Annotated in this window: 19 protein-coding genes; 7 read left to right on the forward strand and 12 right to left on the reverse strand. The window is 73.1% G+C overall.

The genetic code is table 11. From position 1 onward, the window contains the following. The coding region (locus EAD96_RS24700; RefSeq protein WP_368666040.1) for a hypothetical protein at window positions 1–662 on the forward strand (662 nt) is incomplete at its 5' end. A 12-nt stretch (window positions 663–674) separates the two neighbouring features. Here EAD96_RS24700 and paaE read toward each other — a convergent pair. The 5 genes from paaE to paaA all read right to left on the reverse strand — a co-directional run bounded on the left by paaE (window position 675) and on the right by paaA (window position 4498). After that, complete coding sequence (gene paaE / locus EAD96_RS24705; RefSeq protein WP_120572086.1) at window positions 675–1787, reverse strand: 1,2-phenylacetyl-CoA epoxidase subunit PaaE; 1113 nt, start codon at window positions 1785–1787, stop codon at window positions 675–677. Beyond that, complete coding sequence (paaD, locus tag EAD96_RS24710; RefSeq protein ID WP_121685956.1) at window positions 1784–2260, reverse strand: 1,2-phenylacetyl-CoA epoxidase subunit PaaD; 477 nt, start codon at window positions 2258–2260, stop codon at window positions 1784–1786. The genes paaE and paaD overlap by 4 nt, the downstream gene beginning before the upstream one ends. Then, entirely contained in the window at window positions 2254–3036 is a 783-nt protein-coding gene (gene paaC / locus EAD96_RS24715) for a 1,2-phenylacetyl-CoA epoxidase subunit PaaC (RefSeq protein WP_233586162.1), read from the reverse strand. The genes paaD and paaC overlap by 7 nt, the downstream gene beginning before the upstream one ends. After that, window positions 3033–3320, reverse strand: a complete 288-nt coding sequence (gene paaB, locus EAD96_RS24720; RefSeq protein ID WP_013283588.1) for a 1,2-phenylacetyl-CoA epoxidase subunit PaaB — start codon at window positions 3318–3320, stop codon at window positions 3033–3035. The genes paaC and paaB overlap by 4 nt, the downstream gene beginning before the upstream one ends. A 110-nt stretch (window positions 3321–3430) precedes the next feature. Continuing rightward, window positions 3431–4498, reverse strand: a complete 1068-nt coding sequence (gene paaA / locus EAD96_RS24725; RefSeq protein WP_121685958.1) for a 1,2-phenylacetyl-CoA epoxidase subunit PaaA — start codon at window positions 4496–4498, stop codon at window positions 3431–3433. Between the two features lie 359 nt (window positions 4499–4857). Between paaA and EAD96_RS24730 the strand changes: the two genes are divergently transcribed. Both EAD96_RS24730 and EAD96_RS24735 read left to right on the forward strand, forming a co-directional pair. After that, window positions 4858–5838, forward strand: coding sequence for a hypothetical protein (locus EAD96_RS24730; protein ID WP_120572090.1), 981 nt, complete (start codon window positions 4858–4860; stop codon window positions 5836–5838). Beyond that, window positions 5838–6776, forward strand: coding sequence for a hypothetical protein (locus EAD96_RS24735; RefSeq protein WP_121685959.1), 939 nt, complete (start codon window positions 5838–5840; stop codon window positions 6774–6776). The genes EAD96_RS24730 and EAD96_RS24735 overlap by 1 nt, the downstream gene beginning before the upstream one ends. 33 nt (window positions 6777–6809) lie before the next feature. On the opposite strand, the gene EAD96_RS24740 is transcribed toward EAD96_RS24735, so the two are convergent. From EAD96_RS24740 to EAD96_RS24750, 3 genes are all read right to left on the reverse strand, one after another. After that, window positions 6810–7661 (reverse strand): menaquinone biosynthetic enzyme MqnA/MqnD family protein, encoded by an 852-nt coding sequence (locus EAD96_RS24740; RefSeq protein ID WP_121685960.1) that lies wholly within the window; start codon window positions 7659–7661, stop codon window positions 6810–6812. A 68-nt stretch (window positions 7662–7729) separates the two neighbouring features. Continuing rightward, window positions 7730–8983, reverse strand: a complete 1254-nt coding sequence (locus EAD96_RS24745) for an MFS transporter (protein ID WP_121685961.1) — start codon at window positions 8981–8983, stop codon at window positions 7730–7732. 40 nt (window positions 8984–9023) lie between these two features. After that, complete coding sequence (locus EAD96_RS24750) at window positions 9024–9605, reverse strand: helix-turn-helix transcriptional regulator (RefSeq protein WP_120572094.1); 582 nt, start codon at window positions 9603–9605, stop codon at window positions 9024–9026. A gap of 203 nt (window positions 9606–9808) precedes the next feature. On the opposite strand from EAD96_RS24750, the gene EAD96_RS24755 reads away from it, so the two are divergent. Next, window positions 9809–11854: an AAA family ATPase gene (locus EAD96_RS24755; protein ID WP_121685962.1), complete on the forward strand. Its 2046-nt coding sequence runs from the start codon at window positions 9809–9811 to the stop codon at window positions 11852–11854. Between the two features lie 48 nt (window positions 11855–11902). On the opposite strand, the gene EAD96_RS24760 is transcribed toward EAD96_RS24755, so the two are convergent. From EAD96_RS24760 to EAD96_RS24775, 4 genes are read right to left on the reverse strand one after another with little or no spacing between them, the layout of a single operon-like run. Continuing rightward, window positions 11903–12502: a hypothetical protein gene (locus EAD96_RS24760; protein ID WP_120572098.1), complete on the reverse strand. Its 600-nt coding sequence runs from the start codon at window positions 12500–12502 to the stop codon at window positions 11903–11905. A 4-nt stretch (window positions 12503–12506) separates the two neighbouring features. Beyond that, window positions 12507–12860 carry a YbaB/EbfC family nucleoid-associated protein gene (locus EAD96_RS24765; RefSeq protein WP_120572099.1) on the reverse strand — a complete coding sequence of 118 codons (354 nt, stop codon included), beginning with the start codon at window positions 12858–12860 and terminating at the stop codon, window positions 12507–12509. A gap of 9 nt (window positions 12861–12869) precedes the next feature. Beyond that, a complete protein-coding gene (locus tag EAD96_RS24770; protein WP_120572100.1) occupies window positions 12870–13796 on the reverse strand; it encodes a WXG100 family type VII secretion target in 927 nt (308 codons plus the stop codon). 9 nt (window positions 13797–13805) lie between these two features. Further along, complete coding sequence (locus tag EAD96_RS24775; RefSeq protein WP_121685963.1) at window positions 13806–14126, reverse strand: type VII secretion target; 321 nt, start codon at window positions 14124–14126, stop codon at window positions 13806–13808. 148 nt (window positions 14127–14274) lie between these two features. Between EAD96_RS24775 and EAD96_RS24780 the strand changes: the two genes are divergently transcribed. From EAD96_RS24780 to EAD96_RS24790, 3 genes are all read left to right on the forward strand, one after another. After that, window positions 14275–15162: an ABC transporter ATP-binding protein gene (locus EAD96_RS24780; RefSeq protein ID WP_120572102.1), complete on the forward strand. Its 888-nt coding sequence runs from the start codon at window positions 14275–14277 to the stop codon at window positions 15160–15162. A gap of 9 nt (window positions 15163–15171) precedes the next feature. Further along, window positions 15172–15909 carry an ABC transporter permease gene (locus tag EAD96_RS24785; protein ID WP_121685964.1) on the forward strand — a complete coding sequence of 246 codons (738 nt, stop codon included), beginning with the start codon at window positions 15172–15174 and terminating at the stop codon, window positions 15907–15909. Between the two features lie 94 nt (window positions 15910–16003). Then, window positions 16004–16762, forward strand: a complete 759-nt coding sequence (locus EAD96_RS24790; RefSeq protein WP_120572104.1) for a VOC family protein — start codon at window positions 16004–16006, stop codon at window positions 16760–16762. Window positions 16763–16765: the final 3 nt, after the last annotated feature.

Here is a 16765-nt window from a genome sequence, read left to right on the forward strand (position 1 = left end):
TGGTGAGGGACCAGAGGGCGGAGCGGCCCCCGCCCACCCCCGTACGCGTGGCCGGCGCCCGCTCCGCCCTCTGGTCCCTCACCATGACCGCCGTGCTCGTCGGCTTCGGCCTCGCCGTGATCGCCGTGACCACGGTGGTCGGCCACCTCACCGTGGGACTGCCGATCGCGGTGCCGATCTGCGTCGGCCTGGTCGGCTGTCTCGCCTTCGCGGTCGGCCTGCGCCTGCTGCACCGGGGCTGGTGGCTTACTCTCCTGTCGGTGGTGCCGGCCCTGTTCGTGCTGGTGGGCGCCGTGCAGCTCGCCCCGGAGTCGGTGCTCCGGGAGCGCGGCGTCGCCCAGCCGGTGACGATCGTCGACGTGCAGACGGTCGGCAAGCGGCACGAGTTCGCCCTCCAGGGCGACGCCGGCCGGCTCGACGAGCCGCTGGTCTACCGGGGCAGCTCCCCCGGCTACCGGGTCGGCCAGCGCCTGACGGTACTCGTCGACCCGCGGGGCGAGGTGGAACTGACCGACGCGCAGGACGTGGACCCGGACGGGAAGCGGGGCATGCTCGTGCTCGGCGCGGCGGGATGGACCCTGTTCGCGCTCGTCGGCGGGTGGCGCGGCCACGTCAGCCGGGCCCGTGGCCGCGCCGCCACGGCACCGCCGGTGGTGATCTGAGCGGCGGCGCCGCTACGCGTCGTAGTCGACTGTCAGCTCGTCGGTGACCGGGCTGGACTGGCAGGTCAGCACGTAACCGGCGGCCACCTCGTCGGGCTCCAGCGCGTAGTTGCGCGCCATCGTCACCTCACCTGAGGTCACCTTGGCCCGGCAGGTCGAACACACGCCGCCCTTGCACGCGTACGGCAACTCGCCGCGCACCCGCAGAGCCGCGTCGAGCACCCGCTCGTCCCGGCCCATCGTGAAACTGGACGAGCGGCCGTCCAGCAGGATCGTCACCTCGGTGCCGGCCCCGGGCCGGTCGGTCTCGCGCCGGACCGGCTCCGGCGGGGCGTCGACGTGGAACAGCTCGGTGTGCACCGCCGCGTCCGGCACGCCGCGACCCGCGAGCACCGCCTTGGCGTCCACCACCATGCCGTACGGGCCGCAGAGGAACCACTCCTCGATCTCGTCACCGGGTACGAGTGTGTCGAGCAGCCGGGTCAGCCGATCGGCGTCGATCCGCCCGGACAGCAGCGCCGACTCGCCCATCTCTCGGGACAGCACGTGCACCAGGTGCAGCCGGGTCGGGTAGCGGTCCTTCAGGTCGGCCAGTTCCTCGGCGAACATCACCGAGTTCGCCGTGCGGTTGCCGTACACGAGCGTGAACGTGCTGCGCGGCTCGGTCGCCAGCGCGGTCGCGGCCAGCCCGAGGACCGGGGTGATGCCGGAACCGGCGACCACCGCGCCGTACCGGCGGACCCGGTCCGGGGTGAACGCGGAGGTGAAGTGGCCCAGCGGCGGCAGCACCTCGACGGTGTCGCCGCCGCGCAGCGCGCCGCAGGCGTACGCGGAGAACGCCCCACCCGGCACCTCACGCACGCCGACCCGCAACCGGCCGTGCCGGGCCAGCTCGTCGGGGGTGGAGCAGATCGAGTACGACCGCCGCACCTCCTCGCCGTCGCCGTCGGCCGGGCGGCGGACGGTGAGGTGCTGCCCGGCGGAGAACGCGAACGTCTCGCGCAGCTCCTCCGGTACCGCGAACGTGATCGACACCGAGTCGTCGGTGAGCCGGTCCACGGCGGCGACGGGCAACGGGTGGAAGACCGGCCGGCGGCGCACCGGCCGGGTGATGGTGACAGTCACAGCGCCTTCAGGTGGTCGAAGGGTTCGGAACAGGAGCGGCAGCGCCACAGCGCCTTGCACGCGGTGGAGCCGAAGCGGCTGATCTGAGTGGTCTCCGGCGACCCGCAGCGCGGACAGCGGACGGCCAGCGTCAACGGCACCACCGTGTCGTCGCCGCGCGGCGCGGGCGGGGCGATGCCGGCGGCGGCGAGCTTCGCCCGGCCGGCCTCGGAGATCCAGTCGGTGCTCCACGCCGGGTGGTACACGGTACGGACCTCGGCGTCCGGATGCCCGGCGGCGGCCAGCGCCCGCCGGATGTCCTCCCGGATCACGTCCATCGCCGGGCAGCCCGTGTAGGTGGGGGTGATGGTGACGACGACCCGGCCGGTCTCCGGTTCCTCGTCGACCGCGCGCAGGATGCCCAGCTCGTCGATGGTGATGACCCGGATCTCCGGGTCCACCACCGCCGCCGCGGCCGCCCTGGCATTCACCAGGTGGCTCCGGGGTGGGCGCGGTGCAGCACCTGCATCTCGGCGAGCAGGTAGGAGAGGTGCTCGGTGTGCAGGCCGTCCCGGCCGCCGCCGGGCGCCCAGCCGGCCTCCGGACGGGTCAGCGTGGCCTCGTCCAGCACGGCGGACACGGTGGCGTCGAAGTCGGCCCGAAGGGTGGACGGGTCGACCGGCGCCGCCGGATCAGGGGCGAACAGCTCGTGGACGTACGGCCACACCTGGTCGACCGCGTCCTGCATGCGGCGGTGCGACTCCTCGGTGCCGTCGCCGAGCCGCTTCACCCACAGCGCGGCGTGGTCCAGGTGGTACGCCGACTCCTTGCGCGCCTTCGCGCCGACCGCCGCCAGCCGTTCGTCGGCGCAGCCGGCCAGCGCCGTGTAGAGCGGCGACTGGTACGCGGCCAGGAAGAACAGCTTCGCCATGGTCACGCCGAAGTCGCCGTTGGGCAGCTCGACCAGCAGGCAGTTACGGAACTCGCGGTCGTCGCGCAGATAGGCCAGGTCGTCCTCGTCGCGGCCCGCGCCCTCCAGCTCGCCCGCGTACGTGAGCAGCAGCCGCGCCGCGCCGAGCTGGTCGAGGGCGATGTTGGCGAGCGCGATGTCCTCCTCCATCTCGGGCGCGCGGGAGGTCCACTCGCCGAGGCGCTGCGCCGCGACGAGCGCGTCGTCGCCGACGGCGAGCGTGAAGTCGAACAACGGCACAGAGCCGCCTTCCGTTCGCGACTGCGGGGCTCGCAAAACCGGCTCACTCCTCGCGCTCATAGGTGCGCAGCCCCTTCGGGGACCTCGTAGAAGGTGGGGTGGCGGTAGACCTTGTCGGCGGCCGGGTCGAAGAACGCGTCCTTCTCGTCCGGGCTGGACGCGGTGATCGCGCTCGCCGGCACCACCCAGATGGAGACGCCCTCCTGGCGACGGGTGTAGAGGTCCCGGGCGTTGCGCAGGGCCAGCTCGGCGTCGGGGGCGTGCAGGCTGCCGACGTGCGTGTGCGACAGGCCACGGCGGGCCCGCACGAAGACCTCCCACAGGGGAGAGGACGCGCTGTTCATGCCGTGCTGGCTGGGCATGCCCTCACGGCCCTCGCTTCGCTCGGTGCGTTCGCTCATGCCGTGCCGACCTGGCATGCCCTCACGGCCCTCGCTTCGCTCGGTGCGTTCGCTCATGCCGCCACCGGCTCCTTTCTTCCCGCCCGCTTCGCGGCGTACGCCGCGGCGGCCTCCCGTACCCACGCGCCGTCGGCGTGCGCCTTGCGCCGGTGCGCCATGCGCTCCCGGTTGCACGGCCCGTTGCCCTTGATCACCCGCATCAGCTCGTCGTAGTCGGGCTGGGTGTAGTCGTACGCCTGCCGTTCGTCGTTCCAGCGCAGGTCCGGGTCGGGGAGGGTGAGGCCGAGCACCTCCGCCTGGCCGACGCACATGTCCACGAAGCGCTGGCGCAGCTCGTCGTTGGAGAAGCGCTTGATCTTCCAGGCCATGGACTGCGCGCTGTGCGTCGAGTCGCCGTCCGGCGGGCCGAACATGGCCAGTGACGGGTACCACCAGCGGTCCACCGCGTCCTGGGCCATCGCCTTCTGCGCCGGGGTGCCGTGCGCCAGCGTGTGCAGGATCTCGTAGCCCTGCCGCTGGTGGAACGACTCCTCCTTGCAGACCCGGATCATCGCCCGCGCGTACGGACCGTACGAGCAGCGGCACAGCGGCACCTGGTTGACGATCGCCGCGCCGTCCACGAGCCAGCCGATCGCGCCCACGTCGGCCCAGGTGAGGGTCGGGTAGTTGAAGATCGAGCTGTACTTCTGCCGTCCGTCGAGCAGCAGGTCCACCAGCTCGTCGCGGCTGATGCCGAGCGTCTCGGCGGCCGCGTAGAGGTAGAGGCCGTGACCGGCCTCGTCCTGCACCTTGGCGAGCAGGATCGCCTTGCGCTTGAGCGAGGGCGCCCGGCTGATCCAGTTGCCCTCCGGCTGCATGCCGATGATCTCGGAGTGGGCGTGCTGGGCGATCTGCCGGATCAGCGTCCGGCGGTACGCCTCGGGCATCCAGTCGCGGGGCTCGATCTTCTGGTCCGCGTTGATGACGTCGGCGAAGTACGCCTCGACGTCCTCGTCCGGGGCCGCGCCGCCACGCCGGGCCCGCGCCGCCGCCTCGCGCAGCGCGGCCTCCGCCGCCTCCACCTCGCCGAGCAGGCCGCCGCCCGGAGCGTCCTCCGGCGGGGCGAAGTCGTTGCCATACATGCAGCCAGTGTTACAGCTCGGCACGAATGACACCAGAGGGTGTAACAGGTTTCGGGTACCACCTCGCGTCACCGGCCATGCGCGCGCCGCCATCGGCCCTGGTAGCTGTGATGTCGATCACTTCGAATAGAAGAAATCCCCCAATGATGGCAAAGCGCCTCAATATCCCGCCCACCCGGCAAAGTCACGGGTGTCGAGACCTGGCATCAGAGCTGTCCGGAAGTAGACTTCCGACCGGCAAACCGTTCGGCTTCATGATCGTCACCGTTCAGGCCACCGTCCCCCGGCCTAGTGGCGACCGAGTCGAACCCATGCGGAAGCGCCGGTCCCCCCGGCCAGACATCTGGAGCTCACCACTCATGCGACCTCGCGTGACCTTGGTGCTCGCCATCGTGGCGGTCCTCATCGGCGGCGTCATGCTGGTGCCGGCCGCGTACGCGAAGTTCTCCGACGGAGACGGCGTGGGCGGCATCGGCGGCGGCGAGCAGGTCCCGGCGCCGGCACCGACCGCGCCGGCGGCCCCGACGCTGGCCGACGCCCCGGTGTCGGTGAACTTCAAGGGCGAGTTCTTCTCCTGGGCCCTGATGGACCGCGAGACCGGCACGGTCACCGGCGCGGAGAACATGAACCAGACCAGCTCCACCGAATCGATGCTCAAGGCCTGGATCGTCGCGGACTACCTTCGCCAGCTCGGCGACAAGCAGCCGAGTGCCGGGCTCAAGAAGGCGGCGATCCTCGCGATCCGGGACAGCGACGACGACGGCGCGAACGCGGTCTACCGGGCGGCGGGCGGCTCCTACCGGCCCCAGCCCGGCGGCAAGCCGGACCCGGTCATCGCGCGCGCGATCCAGATCTGCGGTCTGACCGACACCAAGCCCGGCGACGTGCCCGACTACAAGGGCTGGTGGAGCTTCACCGAGATGTCCCCGCGGGACGCGGCCCGCCTCGGCGACTGCATCGCCGACGGCCGCGCCGCCGGGCCCAAGTGGACCAAGTGGCTGCTCAGCGAGATGACCAAGGTGGCCGGCAGCGTCAACAAGCAGGGCGCGCGGTCCGGCGGCGGCCGGTGGGGCATCATCGACGGCCTGCCGGCGACGATCAAGTCGCAGGGCCCGGTGCACATGAAGAACGGCTGGACCCAGCTCGCCTACGACGGCAACTGGCACGTCAGCTGCCTGGCGTTCACCGACAAGTGGAGTCTCGCCGTGATGATGCGGTACCCGGGCCGCTCCGGTCTGCCGTACGGTGCGAAGATGTGCGCCGCCGTCGCCACCCAGCTCGTGACGCCGCTGCCCGGCGCCGCGCTCAAGGTGCCGCAACAGCCGGTCGGGAAGCTCTGATGGCCGGTGCCCGGCGTCGGCCCGGCAGCTATCGGCGCCCGCTCGCGTTCAGCGCCCTCGCTGCGGTCCTCGTCGGCCTGCTCGGCCTCTCCCTGCGCGTGATCCCCGGCTCGCCGCTGGAGGCCACCGCGAACTCGCATCCCGAGCCGACGAGCGAGCGGTCGGCGCAGCAGACTGTCGACCGCAACGCGAAACCGCGGGTCGCCCCCTCACGGTCCCTCGAACCTCTGCCGTTTGAGGCGAAGAACCTGGACAGCCTCAAGATCAAGGGCTGGTACGGCTGGTCCGTGCTGGACAAGCGCACCGGGAAGATCATCGGCTCGTCGAACATGGGCGAGACGAGCACCACCGCGTCCCTGATCAAGTCCTGGGTGGTGGCCGACTACCTGCGCCTGAGCGCCGAGGACGGCAAGACGCCGAGCGACGCGAAGCTGGCCGACGCCACGAAGATCATCCGGGACAGCGACAACACCAGGGCGCAGGAGTTCTACGAGAACGTCGGCGGCTCGGACTCGATCGAGCGGCTGATCTCGATCTGCAAGCTGACCGACAGCGAGGTCGCCTCCGACGGCGGCTGGAGCCGTACCGAGCTGTCCCCCCGGGACACCGCCCGCCTCGGTCAGTGCATCGACGACGGCCGCGCGGCCGGGCCGAAGTGGACCAAGTGGCTGCTCAACGAGATGCGCCTGGTACGCGCTCCCGGCGACTTCGGCATCCGCAAGGCGTTCCCGGCGGCCCAGCAGAAGAAGATCGCCATCAAGAACGGGTGGATCGACCGGGACAAGGAAGAGGAGTACCACGTCAACTGCCTGGCCATCGGTGACACCTGGACGATGGGCGTGATGCTGCGCACCCCGTTCGGCGTCGAGGGCGGCTGGGAGTACGGCATGGACGCCTGCGAACGGATCACCAAGGCGCTGCTGCGCCCGGCACCCTGAGCCGCGCGGCGCGGTGAGCCGCGCGGCGCGCGGTCAGCCCTGGAAGAACTCCGGGCCGTCGGCCGGCAGCGCCGGCACCTCCCCGTACGCGGCCGCGCGGCGGGCGAACTCGCGCAGCCCGGCCACCTGCCGCTCGCCCAGCGAGAAGTCGAGCGCCCGGAAGTACGTGGCGAGCGTGGCCGCGTCGAACGTCTCCCAGCGGGCCGCCGCCTCCGCCACCTGGTCCAGCTCGGCCAGGCACAGGTCACGCGAGCGCAGGAACGCCTCGTGCACCTCCTTGACCAGGCCCGGGTGGGCGGCGGCGAACTCGCGGCGTACCGCCCAGACGGCGAACACCATCGGCAGCCCGGTCCAGTCGTGCCACGCCTGCCCCAGGTCGGTCACTTCGAGGCCCTTGGCCGGCGCCTCGTAGAGCGCGCGCAGCGCCACGTCACCGATGAGCACCCCGGCGTCGGCCTCCAGCAGCATCTGGGTCAGGTCCGGCGGGCAGCGGAAGTACTCCGGCCGCACCCCGTGCCGCTCGGCGAGCAGCAGCTGGGCCAGCAGCACCCCGGTACGCGAGGTGGAGCCGAGCGCCACCCGGGAACCGTCCAGCTCGCCCAGCGGGCGGGTGGACACCACGTTCACCGAGAGCACCGGCCCGTCGCTGCCCACCGCCAGGTCGGGCAGGAGCAGCAGTTCGTCGGCGTGCTTGAGGAACTCCACCAGCGTGATCGGCCCGATGTCCAGGTCACCGGCGACCAGGTCGGCGCTCAGCCGGTCCGGCGAGTCCTTGTGCAGGTCGACGTCGATGAGCGCGCCGGACCGCATCAGCCCCCAGTAGATGGGCAGGCAGTTGAGGAACTGGATGTGCCCCACGCGGGGGCGGGCGATGCGGTCGGCCATGACCCGACCGTATCGCCGTGGCTCCGGCCTCGCCGCCGGGGGATCCGATCGAGTGGTGAAGTCCGCACCTAACCGCCTGGCACGGCGACGGCGGCGGGCGTGGCCGCGAGGGCGACGGCGGCCCGCTCGGCGCGTACCGCCCGGCGCACCGGCCAGGCCAGCGCCACGACCACGAGCAGGCCGGCCACGCCGCAGCCGGCGACGAGCCCGCGCGGGCCGGCCACCTCCAGCAGCAGGCCGCCCACCAGGTAGCCGCCCATCGCGGCGCCCTGAGCGGCCGCCCCGAAGACCGCGAACGCCCGGCCCCGGGCGGCCTCCGGCACCCGTCGCGCCAGCAGCAACTGGTCGAAGACGTTGTTGCCTCCGTTGGCCACGCCGCCCAGCAGCCAGATCGGCACGAGCAGCCAGGCCGACGGCACCGCCGCCGAGACCAGCACCGCCAGGCAGCAGCCACCGAGCAGCACCAGCCCGGCGCCGAGCAGCGCGCCGTCGTCGGCGAGCCGGCGGGCGACCCGGGCGAACAGCCACGCGCCGAGCACGATGCCGAGCGTCCAGGAGCCGGTGACCAGGCCGTACACGGTGGTGCTGCTGCCGAGCGTCTCCCGGATGAAGAAGACCTCGATCACGTTCACCGCGCCGACCGCGCCGACCACCGCCGCCACGCTGGCGACCATCATCGTCAGCAGCGGGTCGCGGCGCAGCCGCCACGGTGGCGCGACCGCCGCCGCGACGCCGGCCGGCATCCGGCGCCCTCCCCTGCGGGTACGGATGAGCAGCCCGGCCGCCACCAGCGCGAGGTAACTGAACGCGTCGACGAGCAGCGGCACCCGGGTGCCGAACTGCCCGACCAGCAGCCCGGCCAGCGCCGGGCCGGCGAGCGCGCCGAGCGTCCCGGCGGTCTGGTTGAGCGCGCCCGCCCGGGGCAGGTCCTCGGGCCGGACCATCACCGGCACCAGCGCGGCGATGGCCGGCTGGGTGACCGCGAGCCCGGCCGCGAGCAGCGCCACGAGCGCGATCACCAGGACCGGGTCCCGGGCGTACGCGAGCGCCAGGCAGACCGCGGCCTGGACGAGACCGGCGGCGACGAGCAGCACCCGGCTGTCCACCCGGTCGGCGAGCCGGCCGGTCAGCGGCGCGAGCACCACGAGCGGGAGCGTCGCGGCGAGCAGCAGCCCGGAGACGGCGAGTCCGCCGGCGCCGGCGGACTGGAGCGCGAGCGTGAGCGTGGCGGCGGCGAGGAAGTCTCCGCAGCTGGAGATGCCGCGCGCGGTGGCCGCGAGCCAGACGTCCGGCCAGCGCGACTCACCAGTTGTGAAAGACATACTTCGAAAGTAATCCTTCACAACTGGTGTGCGCAACCCGTCAGTCGAGAGGCATCGCCCGGTACTGCGTCGCCACCGGCCGGGCCCCGGCGGGCGGATCGGTCCGGGTCCGCCGCCGGTACGGCTCCATCAGCGCCTGGACCGCCTGGTTCAGCTCGGTCAGCTCCTCGGCGGTCATGAGCAGCACGCTGTCGCTGAACCAGGTCGCCGCGTACCACTCCGGCGACTCGTCCGGCGCGCGGCGCAACCACTCCCGGACCCGCTGGGCGTCACGGACCATGTGCGCCTCGACCAGGGCCGCCTCGGCGGCACGCGCCTCCGGGTCGGCGTCCGGCCCCACCTCGACGTGATACGACGGGTTCACCGCCTGCCACACCCGCTCCCGGGCGTCACCCCGGCCCGGCGCCTGCCGGACCAGCCCGAACTTCGCCAGCTCGCGCAGGTGGTAGCTGGTAGCGCTCGGCGACAGCCCGGCGATCTCGGCGCACTCGGTGGCCGTCGCACCGCCCTCCAGCGTGCCGAGATGTTCCATGATCGCCATGCGGGCCGGGTGAGCGAGCGCCCGCATCACCTGCGGATCACTGATCGTCACCCGGCTCCTGCCGGGAAGCGCCTCGGTCATACCTCAATGATCCCGCGTCCGCGGGTCGAGCGAATCGCCTGCCACCACGAAATTCGTTGGCGCGACCTGCCGGTGCTCCCGTAGCGTGGAGGACCGCCCGACGGCCGCGGTGAGCATGCACCGCAGCGGACGTCCCCGCGCCGGGAGCAGGCCAACCGCCCTGGACACGCGAGCGAGCCTCAGTTGAGCCATCGGAGTTCATCGTGCCCGCAACCGATCTTGACGCCACACCCGGCCTCGACGCCGAGCTGGCCGCCGAGCGCGCCCACCTCTACGCCTCCCGCGCCGCGCTGACCCGGATGCGGGAACGCGCCCAGGCGCTCTTCGCCACCGGCGACAAGGTGGCCGGTGACTCGTACACCGCCGAGCAGCTCGGCCGGCACATGGCCCGGCGGGTCAAGGAGCTGGCCGACGACCCGACCACCCCGCTGTTCTTCGGCCGCCTCGACTTCGGGGAGGTGGACCCGGACCACGCCGGGCGGGAGTACCACGTCGGGCGGCGGCACGTCACCGACGAGCTGGGCGAACCGCTGGTGCTGGACTGGCGCGCCCCGGTCTCGCGGTCGTTCTACCGGGCCAGCGCGCGCGACCCGCAGGGCGTCGCCGTACGCCGCCGGTTCGGGTTCAGCGCCGGGACGCTGACCAGCTTCGAGGACGAGCACCTCGACCGGGGCGAGGAACTCGGCACCGCGAGCCGCATCCTCACCGCCGAGATCGAGCGCCCCCGCGTCGGCCCGATGCGCGACATCGTCGCCACCATCCAGCCGGAGCAGGACGAGCTGGTCCGGGCCGACCTGGCCGACTCGATCTGCGTGCAGGGCGCGCCGGGCACCGGAAAGACGGCGGTCGGGCTGCACCGCGCCGCGTACCTGCTCTATCTGCACCGGGAACGGCTGCGCCGCTCGGGCGTGCTGATCGTCGGGCCGAACCGGGCGTTCCTGTCGTACATCGCGGCGGTGCTGCCCGCGCTCGGCGAGGTCGAGGTCGAGCAGGCCACTGTGGAGGACCTGGTCGCGCGCGTGCCGGTCCGCGCGGTCGACGACCCGGCCGCCGCCGCGCTCAAGCACGACGTCCGGATGGCCGAGGTGCTGCGCCGGGCTGTCGACGCCCACATCGGTACGCCGACCGAGCCGATCATGGTGTCGGACGGCTCGTACCGGTGGCGGATCGGGCTCGACCCGCTGCACCGGCTGGTCACCGAGACCCGCCAGCAGGGGCTGCCCTACGCGACCGGCCGGGAGCGGGTCCGGGCACGGGTGGTGGGACTGCTGCAACGCCAGGCCGAGGCCCGCCGGGCGGAGTCGCCGAGCGACGCCTGGCTACGCCGGATGAGCCGGATCAAGCCGGTCACCGACCTGCTCGACGCGGTCTGGCCGGCGCTCACGCCCGACGGGCTGCTGCACCGGCTGCGTACCGACGCGGACGCGCTGGCCGCCGCCGCGGACGGCCTGCTCACGCCCGAGGAACAGGAGTTGTTCCGGTCCGGCACTGTCGCCCGCACCGCGAAGGCGACCCGGTGGACCGCCGCCGACGCGGTGCTCATCGACGAGGTGGCCGGGCTGCTGGAACGGCCCGCCGGCTTCGGGCACGTGGTGGTCGACGAGGCGCAGGACCTCTCCCCGATGCAGTGCCGCGCCATCGCCCGGCGCAGCGAGCACGGCTCAATCACGCTGCTCGGCGACCTGGCCCAGGGCACCGCGCCCTGGGCGGCGACCGACTGGCGGGAGTCCCTGGCCCACCTGGGCAAGCCGGACGCCGCTGTGGTGCCGCTGAGCGTGGGCTTCCGGGTGCCCGCCGCGGTGGTGGCGTTCGCGAACCGGCTGCTGCCGGCGCTCGCCGTCGACGTACCCCCGGCCCGGTCGCTGCGCAACGACGGCGCGCTGGACGTGCGTACCGCCGACGACCTGACGGCCGCGACGGTGGCCGAGGTGCGGGCGGCGCTCGCGCACGACGGCTCGGTCGGTGTGATCGCCGCCGACGACGCGGTCGACCGGCTCCGCGCGGCGCTCGCCGACGCGGGCGTCGAGACCGCGACCGCCGACGATGTCGAGGCCGCTGCGCGCGTCACAGTGGTCCCGGCGACGCTGGTCAAGGGCCTGGAGTACGACCACGTGGTGGTCGTCGAGCCGGCCGCGATCGTGGCCGCCGAGCCGCGCGGGCTGCACCGCCTCTACGTGGTGCTGACCCGGGCGGTCTCCCGCCTGGCCGTGCTGCACAGCGAGCCGCTGCCCGCGCCACTGACGGCCTGACGCGGGCGGGCGGCTGCGGCCCGGCCGCGGCCCGGGCGGGCGGATCCGTCAGGCGGACAACGCGGCGGCGACCTCGCGCAGCGGCCGGCCGGACTCGGCGATCGGCACGGTGAACGACAGCCAGGAACCGTCGGTGAAGTCGATCCGCAGCCGCTTCGGGTTGAGCCGGTGCCAGCCCACCCGCGCGGAGGCGATCTCCGCCCGGGTGGCCGACCACGCCACCGAGGTCTCGGCCAGCGCGCGTTCCTCGGCCTCGCGCCCGGCCAGCAGCTTGACCCCGCCGGTACGGCAGACCACCAGCCGCCGGTCGGTGACCGCGAGCAGCGTCTCCCGGACCTGGAGGTCGGGCCGGGGCGGACGGAGCGCGCGGTGCAGGCGGGAGGCGGCCGAGCCGGGGGCGCCGCGCCCGGCGATCCCCCAGCCGATCGCGTCGACCAGGCGATCGCCACGGTCCCAGGTGGCCAGTGGCAGCAGCACGTTGAGCAGCACCGAGCCGACCGTCCGCCGGCCCGGCGCGACTGTGGACTCCGGCTCGGGCGGTGGCGCCGGAGCGAGCCCCTGGCCGACGTCCGCCTTGGCGTGGGCCAGCACGCGCTCGCCCGGCTCGACGAGCCGGTCGATCGGATCGCGGTATCTGGTCTCGTCCATCGGCTCAGTATCGGTCGTGGCCGTAGCCGTCGTCGGCGCGGCGCTCCGCGGCCGGGGCGTCGCCCATCACCTCGCCGACGATCTCGCGTACGCGGGCGGCGGCGGCCTCCTGCGCCCGGTTCGCCGCCGAGGTGATCTCCTCGGCGAGCGTGTACGAGTCGAAGCGCATGGCACGCGCGTTGATGTCGGTGGAGAGGATCTTGCCGTCGGCGGCGGCCACGACGGTGACCAGGCCGGAGTCGCTCACCCCCTGGGCGCTGCTCTGCTCCAGTTCGGCCATCCGCGCGCCGAGTTCGCGCTGCCACCCGTCCAGGTTGCGGGCCAGCGCCTCGATCCGGTCCAGGGCCGGGAACGTCATTGCTGCCTCTCAGTTCACGATCGAGTCGAACACGTTCTGCACGCCCTTGGTGTACGGGCCCAGATCCTCGCGGTACGTGCCGTCCACCAGGTAGTTGCGGTCCTTGCGCCCGTCGGAGACGTCGTGCAGGCCCATCCCGGTGTCGAGCAGGGCGCCGCCGATGCCGGGGATGTTCACCGGGGACGCCTGGTTGATGGCGAACTTGCCGGGGAAGAGGATCGCAGCGCGTTTGATCTTGAACGCGAACGCCTCCTTGGTGTAGCCGGACTTGTTCCACGCCCGGTACGCCTTCTTGGCCTGCCGCAGCTCCAGCACCACGCGGCGGTAGCGCATGAGCAACTCGGCGACCTTCTCCAGCTTGGCGACCAGCTTGGTGAGGATCTCCGCGAACCGGGCCACGATCTTGACCATGCGGCCGACGGTGGTGGCCAGCCGGGCCAGCACGCGCACCACGGTGGCCGCCAGTGTCACACCGGCGCTCAGCACAGCCGCCACCGCGGCGATGATGACCTCGGTCAGGAACCAGAGCAGGAACTCCAGAATCAGCTCCACCAGCAGGTTGAAGGCGTCCACAGCGGCGTTCGCCGCGTCGACCAGCACCTCCTTGGTGCCGTCCAGCCCTTTCGCCAGCTCCTCGATCGCCTCCTCGACCGACTCCATCGAGGCGTGGAACTTGTCCGCCGCGTCGCCGTCCCAGGCGCCGCGCAGCCGGGCCCGGTCGGCGACCTGGTCCCCCGCGATCCGCCGGACCGCCTCGCCCGTGGTCAGCGCGAGCTGGGCCGCCCGCATCAGGTCGTCCGGCTCACCGGCGACCAGTTCCAGCAGTTGCTCGAACGGCCACAGCACCGCGTTCGACAGCGGCTTGAACGGGTCGGGCGTGCCCGACACGATCTGCTCGAAGTAGGTCTTGTTGCGCTGCAGCGCCTCGGTGCTCATCCCGCCCCCTCAGACGCCTGGCTTGAACATGTCGGTGTTCGCCACGTCCGTACCGGTGTAGGCGTCCGCGGTGTCGTCGAGCCCTTCGGCGACGTCGGCCATCACCTCGGCGCCGTCCGCCAGCCCTTCCAGGCACGCCTCGAACTGCTGCTCGTACGCGGCGGCGAGGCTGAACGACGCGGGCATCACGCCGAAGGAGTGCCGGGCCACGTGGCCGTCGCGGAACGCCCGGTGCAGCTCACGGAACCGGCCGGCCCGGTCCCGGGAGGCGGCGGCGAACGCCGTCAACGCCTCCGGCTGGACGTCGAGATTCCTGCTCGGACTGGTCACGGACCCTCCCCAGTGTCCGGTTGGAACTTCCACCGTCGTCGACGGCGCCACCAGACTAGGGGATACGAGCACCCGGTCAGGGGACACCGCGGCCGGCGCACGCACGGTAGACAGGGGATGCACCGTCCCCCGCCGGAGGAGATCGCCGATGATCCTGGCCCGCGCCGAACAGGTCAGCCGCCGCTACGGCGAGGTGCTGGCACTGGACCGGGTCGACCTGACCGTCCGGTCCGGGGAGCTGGTCGGCCTGCTCGGCCCGAACGGCGCCGGCAAGAGCACGCTGATCAACCTGCTGGTCGGGCTGCGCCGCCCCACCGCCGGCCGGGTCGAGCTGTGCGGCGGCGACCCGCGCGACCCGGCGAGCCGGCGGCAGCTCGGCGTCACCCCGCAGGAGACCGGCCTGCCCGGCACGCTGCGGGTCGGCGAGGTGGTCGACTTCGTCTCCGCGCACTTCCCCGACCCGGTGCCGCGCGGCGAGCTGCTCGACCGGTTCGGCCTCGCCGACCAGGTACGCCGCCAGACCGGCGGCCTCTCCGGCGGCCAGCGTCGCCGGCTCGCCGTGGCGCTGGCGTTCGTCGGCCGTCCCCGGCTGGTGGTGCTCGACGAGCCGACCACCGGCCTCGACGTGGAGGCGCGACACGCGCTCTGGGACGCGATCCGCGGCTTCCACGCCGACGGCGGCACCGTGCTGCTGAGCAGCCACTACCTGGAGGAGGTGGAGGCGCTCGCGCAGCGGGTGGTGGTGATCGGCCACGGGCGGGTGCTCGCCGACGACTCGGTGGCGGCGATCCGCGGGATCGTCGGCGTACGCCGGGTCAGCCTGGTCGCCGACGACCTGCCGGCGCTGCCGGGCGTGGTCGCCACCGAACGCGCCGACGGGCGCGTGCACCTGCTCACCACCGACGCCGACCAGCTCGTCCGCGACCTGGTCACCGCCGGGGTGGCGTTCCGCGACCTGGAGGTCCGGCCCACCTCGCTGGAGGAGGCGTTCCTCGCCATCACGGCCGACGACCGGCCCGCGCCCACCCCCGTCTAGGAGACCGCCGTGCCGCTCGCCCTCGTCCACGCCCGCTACCAGCTCCTGGAGATCATCCGGATCCCGGTGGCTGTGGTCGGCAGCGCGTTCTTCCCCGCCGCCGCCATGCTGTTCTTCGTGGTGCCGTTCGCCGGCGACGACCCGGCCGGCGCCACCTACGCCACCGCCGCCATGGTGACCTTCGCGGTGATGAGCGCCAACATCTTCCAGTACGGCGTGGGTGTCGCCGAGGACCGCGACCAGCCCTGGAACCCGTACACCCGGACGCTGCCGGCCGGACCGGCGCCGCGGCTGGCCGGGCGGATCCTGGCCGGGCTGGTGCTCACGTACGTGTCGATGATCCCGGTGGTGGTGATCGCGGCGGTCGCCACCGAGGCGCGGGTCGGCGCGCTCCAGTTCCTGCTCGGGCTCGGCGCGGTCGCCGTGATCTCGGTGCCGTTCACGCTGCTCGGCCTGACGATCGGCTACTCGCTGCCGAGCAAGGCCGCGATCGTGGTGGCGCAGGTGATCTTCTTCCCGCTCGCGTTCGGCGGCGGCCTGCTCTCCGGGCCGGACGACGCGCCCGGCTTCATCAAGGCGATCGCCCCCTACCTGCCGACCCGGGGCGCCGTGGAACTGCTCTGGGCGGCGGTCACCGACTTCCGGCCGGACACCCGGGCGCTGGTGATGCTCGCGGTCTGGGTGCTCGTGCTCGCCGCGGCGGCCGGCTGGGCGTACCGGCGGGACGAGGGCCGCCGCTTCAGCTGACCTTTTGTCCGGTTCCGGCCCGGTGGCCGACCCGGCGGTGCCACGATGCCGACAGGGCGGGCGAGCGGAGCCGCCCCCGGCGAGAGGGGTCACCGTGAACGGCGTCGAGCCCGGCACGCCCTGCTGGACCGACCTGGCCACGCCCGGTCTGGACGACGCACGACGGTTCTACCCCGAGCTGTTCGGCTGGACCGGGGAGATCTCCCCCGAACCGGACGCCGGCGGCTACACCGTCTTCCGCAAGGACGGCAAGGCGGTCGCCGGGGCCGGGCCACCCGGCACGCCGGACCAGGTGCCGGTCTGGTCCACGTACGTGGCGACCGACGACGCCGACCTGGTCGCCACCCGGGTCGAGGCGGCCGGCGGGCAGGTGGTCGTCTCCCCGTTCGACGTCGCCCAGCAGGGCCGGATGGCGGTGCTCGCCGACCCGGCCGGCGCGGTGTTCAGCGTGTGGCAGCCGATGGCGATGCGCGGGGCCGAGCTGTACAACGCACCGGGCGCGATGTGCTGGAACGAGCTGGTCACCCCCGACCCCGACAGTGCGAAGGAGTTCTACGCGCTGGTCTTCGGCTGGCATCCGGAGGAGCGTCCGGCCGGACCGGTCGCGTACACCGGGTGGCGCTGCGGGGCCCGGATCGTAGCCGGGATGCTGCCCCGGGCCGAGCCGATGCCGGCGGACCTGCCCGCGTACTGGGCGGTCTACTTCGCGGTGGAGGACGCCGACGCCACCGCCGCCCGGGCCGCCGAGCTGGGCGGCACCATCCTCGTCCCGCCGCGCGACAACCCGGCCGGCCGCAGCGCCGCCCTACGCGACCCGTCCGGCGCCCTCTTCTCCATCTCCACCCTCCGCTGACCC

Origin of the sequence: Micromonospora sp. BL1, assembly GCF_003667485.1 — a bacterium.
Taxonomy (GTDB): domain Bacteria; phylum Actinomycetota; class Actinomycetes; order Mycobacteriales; family Micromonosporaceae; genus Micromonospora; species Micromonospora tulbaghiae.

Excerpts from the sequence above, each read along its gene's own strand:
- paaC (WP_233586162.1), bottom strand. The coding sequence starts at position 3,036 with ATGAGCGCGAGGAGTGAGCCGGTTTTGCGAGCCCCGCAGTCGCGAACG.
- paaB (WP_013283588.1), bottom strand. The coding sequence starts at position 3,320 with ATGAACAGCGCGTCCTCTCCCCTGTGGGAGGTCTTCGTGCGGGCCCGC.
- paaA (WP_121685958.1), bottom strand. The coding sequence starts at position 4,498 with ATGTATGGCAACGACTTCGCCCCGCCGGAGGACGCTCCGGGCGGCGGC.
- EAD96_RS24730 (WP_120572090.1), top strand. The coding sequence starts at position 4,858 with ATGCGACCTCGCGTGACCTTGGTGCTCGCCATCGTGGCGGTCCTCATC.
- EAD96_RS24735 (WP_121685959.1), top strand. The coding sequence starts at position 5,838 with ATGGCCGGTGCCCGGCGTCGGCCCGGCAGCTATCGGCGCCCGCTCGCG.
- EAD96_RS24740 (WP_121685960.1), bottom strand. The coding sequence starts at position 7,661 with ATGGCCGACCGCATCGCCCGCCCCCGCGTGGGGCACATCCAGTTCCTC.
- EAD96_RS24745 (WP_121685961.1), bottom strand. The coding sequence starts at position 8,983 with ATGTCTTTCACAACTGGTGAGTCGCGCTGGCCGGACGTCTGGCTCGCG.
- EAD96_RS24750 (WP_120572094.1), bottom strand. The coding sequence starts at position 9,605 with ATGACCGAGGCGCTTCCCGGCAGGAGCCGGGTGACGATCAGTGATCCG.
- EAD96_RS24760 (WP_120572098.1), bottom strand. The coding sequence starts at position 12,502 with ATGGACGAGACCAGATACCGCGATCCGATCGACCGGCTCGTCGAGCCG.
- EAD96_RS24765 (WP_120572099.1), bottom strand. The coding sequence starts at position 12,860 with ATGACGTTCCCGGCCCTGGACCGGATCGAGGCGCTGGCCCGCAACCTG.
- EAD96_RS24770 (WP_120572100.1), bottom strand. The coding sequence starts at position 13,796 with ATGAGCACCGAGGCGCTGCAGCGCAACAAGACCTACTTCGAGCAGATC.
- EAD96_RS24780 (WP_120572102.1), top strand. The coding sequence starts at position 14,275 with ATGATCCTGGCCCGCGCCGAACAGGTCAGCCGCCGCTACGGCGAGGTG.